This window comes from Reyranella sp., from assembly GCF_004296935.1.
In the GTDB taxonomy this organism is placed as follows: domain Bacteria; phylum Pseudomonadota; class Alphaproteobacteria; order Reyranellales; family Reyranellaceae; genus Reyranella.
In genome coordinates, this window is record NZ_SCVH01000111.1 from 22,125 (window position 1) to 28,124 (window position 6,000).

5 protein-coding genes are annotated in these 6,000 nt (G+C 67.6%); 2 read left to right on the plus strand and 3 right to left on the minus strand.

Annotated features, from left to right (window positions below; translation table 11 throughout):
* Window positions 1–211: 211 nt before the first annotated feature.
* Together EPO55_RS16165 and EPO55_RS16170 are read left to right on the plus strand one after the other, a co-directional pair.
* The gene (locus EPO55_RS16165) at window positions 212–1,564 is read left to right on the plus strand and encodes an LLM class flavin-dependent oxidoreductase (protein ID WP_296338016.1); all 1,353 of its coding nucleotides are present in this window, start codon (window positions 212–214) and stop codon (window positions 1,562–1,564) included.
* Between the two features lie 139 nt (window positions 1,565–1,703).
* Window positions 1,704–2,549 (plus strand): GNAT family N-acetyltransferase, encoded by an 846-nt coding sequence (locus EPO55_RS16170; RefSeq protein ID WP_296338018.1) that lies wholly within the window; start codon window positions 1,704–1,706, stop codon window positions 2,547–2,549.
* A 162-nt stretch (window positions 2,550–2,711) separates the two neighbouring features.
* Here EPO55_RS16170 and lon read toward each other — a convergent pair whose 3' ends face one another.
* The 3 genes from lon to EPO55_RS16185 form a co-directional block, all read right to left on the minus strand.
* On the minus strand, window positions 2,712–5,075 hold the full coding sequence (lon, locus tag EPO55_RS16175) for an endopeptidase La (protein ID WP_296338021.1): 2,364 nt from the start codon (window positions 5,073–5,075) through the stop codon (window positions 2,712–2,714).
* Window positions 5,076–5,089: 14 nt separating this feature from the next.
* A complete protein-coding gene (locus EPO55_RS16180) occupies window positions 5,090–5,509 on the minus strand; it encodes an Hsp20/alpha crystallin family protein (protein ID WP_296338019.1) in 420 nt (139 codons plus the stop codon).
* A 246-nt stretch (window positions 5,510–5,755) separates the two neighbouring features.
* Window positions 5,756–6,000 (minus strand): hypothetical protein (locus EPO55_RS16185; protein ID WP_296338020.1); only part of this gene is annotated, 245 nt, incomplete at its 5' end.

The following is a 6,000-nucleotide window of genomic DNA, read 5'->3' on the forward strand; positions in this document are numbered from 1 at the left end:
CCACCAGCATCGCCAGGAGTTATTTGGCCCGGCGTAAGCGGCGGCAGGCGAAAGCGCGCGCGAAGCCCAAGAAGAAGGCGGCATGAGATAGAAGCTGCGATGGACGGCAGGGCATTTCCTGAACTGCCGACAGTGTGGAATCTATTCGTCGAATTAGCTCTTCTCGTCCGAGGCGGCTTGCGGTGGGGCCGCCTGCTTGCGAGATAGGCTCATGACCCAGAAACAACTCCGCCTCGGCGCCTTCATGCGCCCGGTCAGCATCCACACCGCCGCCTGGCGTTATCCCGGCGGCACGCCCGATGCCAATTTCAATCTCGAGGCGCTGGTGCAGTACGCCCAGACGCTGGAGCGCGGCCGGTTCGACGCCTTCTTCATGGCCGATCACCTGGCCGTGCTGAACATGCCGATGGCGGCGCTGAAGCGCAGCGCCACGGTGACGTCGTTCGATCCGCTGACGCTGTTGCCGGCGCTCGCCATGATGACGAAGCATCTCGGCCTGATCGCCACGGCGTCCACCACCTTCGAGCCCGCCTACACCATCGCGCGCCGCTTCGCCTCGCTCGACCACATCAGCAACGGCCGCGCCGGCTGGAACCTGGTGACGACGTCCAATCCCGACGCCGCGCTCAACTTCGGCATGGACGACCAGATGCCGCATGCCGAGCGCTATGCCCGTGCGCGCGAGTATTTCGATGTCGTGACCGGTCTCTGGGATTCGTGGGCCGACGATGCCTTCATCCGCGATGTCGACAGCGGCCTCTACTTCGATCCCGACCGGCTCCATGTCCTCAACCACAAGGGCAAGTATCTGAAGGTCCGCGGGCCGCTCAATATCGGCCGGCCGGTGCAGGGCTGGCCGGTCGTGGTCCAGGCCGGCGCCTCCGATGCCGGCCGCCAGCTCGCCGCCGAAACGGCCGAAGTTGTTTTCGCCGCCGGCGGGCCGATCGAGGCGGGGCGCGCCTTCTATGCCGACGTGAAGGGCCGCGCCGCCAAGGTCGGCCGCAATCCCGATCACATCAAGATATTGCCCGGCGCCTTCACCATCATCGGCGACTCAGCTGATGAGGCGCAGGAGAAGCGGGCCCGGCTCGACAGCCTGGTCAACTACGACAGCGGCATCGCCGCGCTCTCGATCGCGCTCGGCACCGATGCCCGCGCCTTCGATCCCGACGGTCCGCTGCCGGCCGACATTCCCGAGACCGACGCGAGCAAGAGCGGCCGCGAACGCGTCATTGCGCTCGCCAAGCGCGAAGGGCTGACGGTGCGACAGCTCGCCGGACGCCTCGGCGGCTACGGCGGCCTCGCCATGATGGGCACGCCCAGGATGATCGCCGATCAGATGGAAGAGTGGCTGGTGACGGAAGCCAGCGACGGCTTCAACGTCATGTTCCCCTACCTGCCGGGCGGCCTCGACGATTTCGTCGACAAGGTCGTGCCGGAGCTGCAGCGCCGCGGCCTGTTCCGCCGCGAGTACGAGGGCGCTACCCTGCGCGAAAACCTCGGCCTGCCGCGGCCGGAGAACCAGTTTTTTCCGACCACTGCCGGTCGCAAGGCGGCGGAGTAGAATTTATATCGTTCATATCTTCGCTGGGAGCGCGCCACTCCAGTGGCGCATCTTCTCTTGAACATGAGCGCCACTGGAGTGGCGCGCTCCCAGCTATGAGCCGATTCCACTCAGGCGAAATATGCTCTAGCGTCGCGGCATGAGCTTTGAAGTCAATGTAGCAAGCGCCGACGACATTGCGCGCATGGCCGGGTGGGCCGCCGACGAGGGCTGGAACCCCGGCAACACCGATGCGCTGGCCTTCCACGCCGCCGATCCCGGCGCCTTCCTGATCGGTCGCCTCGACGGCCGGCCCGTCGCCTGCATCTCGGTGGTGCGCTACGGCACGGGCTTCGGATTCCTCGGCTTCTACATCGCCCGGCCGGAAGCGCGCGGCAAAGGCTACGGCATAAAGGTCTGGGACGCCGGCATGGCGCGGCTGAAGGGCCGCAACGTCGGCCTCGATGGCGTGGTGGCCCAGCAGCACAACTACAAGAAATCGGGATTCCGTTCGGCGTGGAACAACATCCGCCACGAGGGTCCGTCGCCACCGCTGGCCGCGCCGCCAGCCGGCGTCACCCTGGTCGATGCCCGCGCCGTGCCCTTCGATCGGATCGCCGCCTACGACCGTCGCTTCTTCCCCGAGGCGCGGGATCATTTCCTGGCGCCGTGGGTCGGCCTGCCGGAACGCGCCGGCCTGGTCGCGATGAAGGATGGCGAACTGCAGGGAATGGCCGTCATCCGCACCTGCCGTGCCGCCGCGCGCATCGGCCCGCTCTATGCCGCCTCGCCGGAGATCGCGGCGGCGCTGGTGAGTGAGCTGGCGCAGAAGACCGGCGCGTCGGCCGTGGCCATCGACGTGCCCGACCGCAACAAGGCGGCCGTGAAACTCGCCGAAGGGATGGGCCTGAAACCCGCGTTCGAGACGGCGCGCATGTACACCGGCGCTGATCCAGTGGTCGACTATGCCGGCCTGTTCGGCGTGACCAGCCTGGAGCTGGGTTAAGGCGTCTTCCAACCGACGCCATCACCTTCATGCTCCTCTCCCCCGCTAGGGGGAGAGGACGGGTGAGGGGGTTACGCACGTCGATTCCCCCTCACCTAACCTCTCCCCCTAGCGGGGGAGAGGAATTTTGAGGGAGAGGAATTCGATAGACGTGAGGCGGCGCTAAGCCGCCAGCGCCGCGCCCACCGCGTCCTCGACGCGCTCGAGCCAGACGAACTCCAGCGCCTTGCGGACCTCTTCGGGAATCTCCTCGTAGTCGCGCTTGTTGCGCGCCGGCAGCATCACGCGCGTGATGCCGGCGGCGGCGGCGGCCACCACCTTCTCCTTGATGCCGCCCACCGGCAGCACCAGGCCGCGCAGGCTGATCTCGCCGGTCATGGCGGTGTCGCTGCGGATGGTGCGGCCGGTCAAGAGCGAGGTGAGCGCCATGAACATGGCGACGCCGGCGCTGGGGCCGTCCTTGGGCGTGGCGCCGGCCGGCACATGGACGTGAATGTCGCTTTTCTCGATCAGGCCGGCCTCGATGCCGAGAGCGGACGCCTGTCCCTTGACCAGGGTGAGCGCCGCCTGGACGCTCTCGCGCATGACCTCGCCCAGCTGGCCGGTCAGGATCAGCTTGCCGCCACCGGGCGTGCGGGCCGCCTCGATGAACAGGATGTCGCCGCCCACCGGCGTCCAGGCGAGGCCGGTGGCGACGCCGGGCACGCTGGTGCGCATGGCGACGTCGTTCTCGAAGCGCAGCGGTCCCAGCAGCTTCTCCAGGTCGGCGACGCCGATCTGCACTTTGGTGGCCGTGCCCTCGGCGATCTCGACCGCGATATGGCGCAAGGCGCGGCCGATCTCGCGTTCCAGGTTGCGCACGCCGGCCTCGCGCGTATAGCCGACGATGATCTGCTTCAGCGCGGCATCGTCGATCCCAGCCTGCTCGGGCTTCAGCCCGTTGGCCTCGAGCTGGCGCCGCACCAGGTAGCGCTTGGCGATCTCGAGTTTTTCGCCCGCGGTGTAGCCGGTGAGCCCGATGATCTCCATGCGGTCGCGCAGCGGGCCGGGGATGGTCTCCAGCATGTTGGCGGTGGTGATGAACACCACGCGACTGAGGTCGAACGGCACGTCGAGGTAGTTGTCGCGGAAGGTGCCGTTCTGCTCGGGGTCGAGCACTTCCAGCATCGCCGACGAGGGGTCGCCATGGACGCCGCTGCCCATCTTGTCGATCTCGTCCAGCATCATCACGCAGTCGCGCGCGCCGGCCTTCCGGATCGCCTGGATGATGTTGCCGGGCAGCGCGCCGATGTAGGTCCGGCGATGGCCGCGAATCTCGGCCTCGTCGTGCACGCCGCCCAGGCTGACGCGCGCGAACTTGCGGCCCATGGCGCGGGCGATCGACTGGCCGAGCGAGGTCTTGCCGACGCCCGGAGGGCCGACGAAGCAGAGGATCGGCGCCTTGCCCTCGGGCGCCAGCTTGCGCACGGCGAGATACTCGACGATGCGCAGCTTGATCTTCTCGAGGCCATAGTGGTCCTGGTCGAGCACCTTCCGCGCCTCGGCGATGTCGATCGGCGGCGCCTCGGGCAGCGCCCACGGCAGCTCGATCAGCGTGTCGAGGTAGGTGCGGATCATGCCGTATTCGGCTGCCGCATCGGGCGTGCGCTGCAGCCGGCGCAGTTCCTTGCGCGCGACCGCCTCGACCTCGGGCGGCATTCTGGCGTCGCCGATCGCCTTCTCGAGATCGGCCATCTCCTGCTTGTTGGTGCCGTCGTCGCCCAGCTCGCGCTGGATCGCCGCCATCTGCTCGCGCAGCAGCATCTCGCGCTGGCGGGCGTCGAGCGAGGCCTTGGTCGACTGGCCGATCTGGTTGGAGAGCCGCAGCACCTCCAGGCGCTGTGCAAGGAGCGCCGTGACCTTGTCGAGACGCGGCACCAGCTCGACCGTCTCCAGGATGTCCTGCTTCTCCGCCGGCTTGGAATCGAGATAGGTGGCGGCGAGGTCGGCCAGCGCGCCGGCCGATTCGGTTGCTTCCACGGTCTGGCGCAGCTCGGGCGGCACCTGCGGCAAGAGGTCCATCACCTCGCGCACCTGGCCCTGCAGCACCAGGAAGCGCGCCTCGATCTCGGGGCCGGCGCCGGCGGGTTCGACCACGTGCAGGCCGCGCGCCAGCAGGTAGGGATGGCCCTCGACGAACTCGGTGATGCGGAAGCGCTGCACGCCCTGGCAGATGACGTGATGCGTGCCGTCGGGCGCGGTGACATAGCGCACGATGTTGGCGACCGTGCCGGTGCGGTGAAGATCGTCCGGGCCGATCTCGCTCTTCTCGGGATCGTGCTGCAGCACGACCAGGATCTGGCGCTGCTCGCGCACCGCCTGCTGGGCCGCGGCCACCGTCGCCGGCCGGCCGATGGCGAGCGGAAACACCATCTCCGGGAACAGCACGAGGTTGCGCGTCGGCAGCACGATCAGCGCGTCAGGGGGCAGCGCATCCGCGACCGGCGGCGAGGCGGCCGGCGTCGTGCCCGTCGCGGAAATGTTCATCTCGTCGGGCGCGGTCATGGCCTGCCCCTCCGTGGCGTCTTGGCCAAACTGATCACCAGGCAGCCGTTCACCGCTGTCCGGCGCACCGACTCGTAGCGCCCGGCCGGCAGCGCGATGCGCCGCTCGAAGCGGCCCTGCGGCAGTTCCAGGCGATGGATGGTGGCGGTGTGCCATTCGTCCGGCACGACGCGCACGCCCGCGATGACGAGCACGCCGTCCTCGATCGCCGCCTGCACCTGTTGCGGGTCGACGCCGGGCAGGGCGGCCAGGATCAGCACCTCGCCGTCGGTTTCCAGCATGTCGACCGGCGGCTCCCAGGCCGCGCCCTGCGGAGAAGCCTGCGGCCGGAACATCTGGCGATGCATCCGGTCGGCCTGCGCCAGCATCTGCAGCGCCTCCGACCACATCCAATCGCGGGGACCGCTTCCGGTCATGGCTCAGATCTCCCTTTCCATGGGGGGAATATAGGGAGCGTTGACCCTCAGTGCAGGGGGAGGGGGCGATTTTAGGCCGAGCGCAGCTCGGCCCATGAGCGGCAGGACATTGCGTAGCAAAATCCGGGAGCGTCGAGGGCTCTTCCGGCTGCCGCGAACATCAGACCGGCGGGGCCAGCGCGACGCATCCGCGCTGGCCCCGAGGTCGTACGACACCCGCATCAGCATATGCTACGGTCATAACGGCTACTTTTGACTAGCGCTGGAAGATGCAAATTCGAATGGCGCCTGACAGGTGTCATGTGCGCATAGCGGACGCTTCAAAGTGACCGGCCGCATAAAGCGTACCCTACCGCACTTCGTGCACTTGAACTGATCGCGAAAGGCTTTGAACTCCGCCCATCGTGTTTTCTCATCACCAATCGATCCGACGCCATACATCGCATCTTGGAAGTGGCTACCGAAGTTTTCGACCTCACCCTTTTGCAGCG

Excerpts from the sequence above, each read along its gene's own strand:
- lon (WP_296338021.1), bottom strand. The coding sequence starts at position 5,075 with ATGAACATTTCCGCGACGGGCACGACGCCGGCCGCCTCGCCGCCGGTC.
- EPO55_RS16165 (WP_296338016.1), top strand. The coding sequence starts at position 212 with ATGACCCAGAAACAACTCCGCCTCGGCGCCTTCATGCGCCCGGTCAGC.
- EPO55_RS16180 (WP_296338019.1), bottom strand. The coding sequence starts at position 5,509 with ATGACCGGAAGCGGTCCCCGCGATTGGATGTGGTCGGAGGCGCTGCAG.
- EPO55_RS16170 (WP_296338018.1), top strand. The coding sequence starts at position 1,704 with ATGAGCTTTGAAGTCAATGTAGCAAGCGCCGACGACATTGCGCGCATG.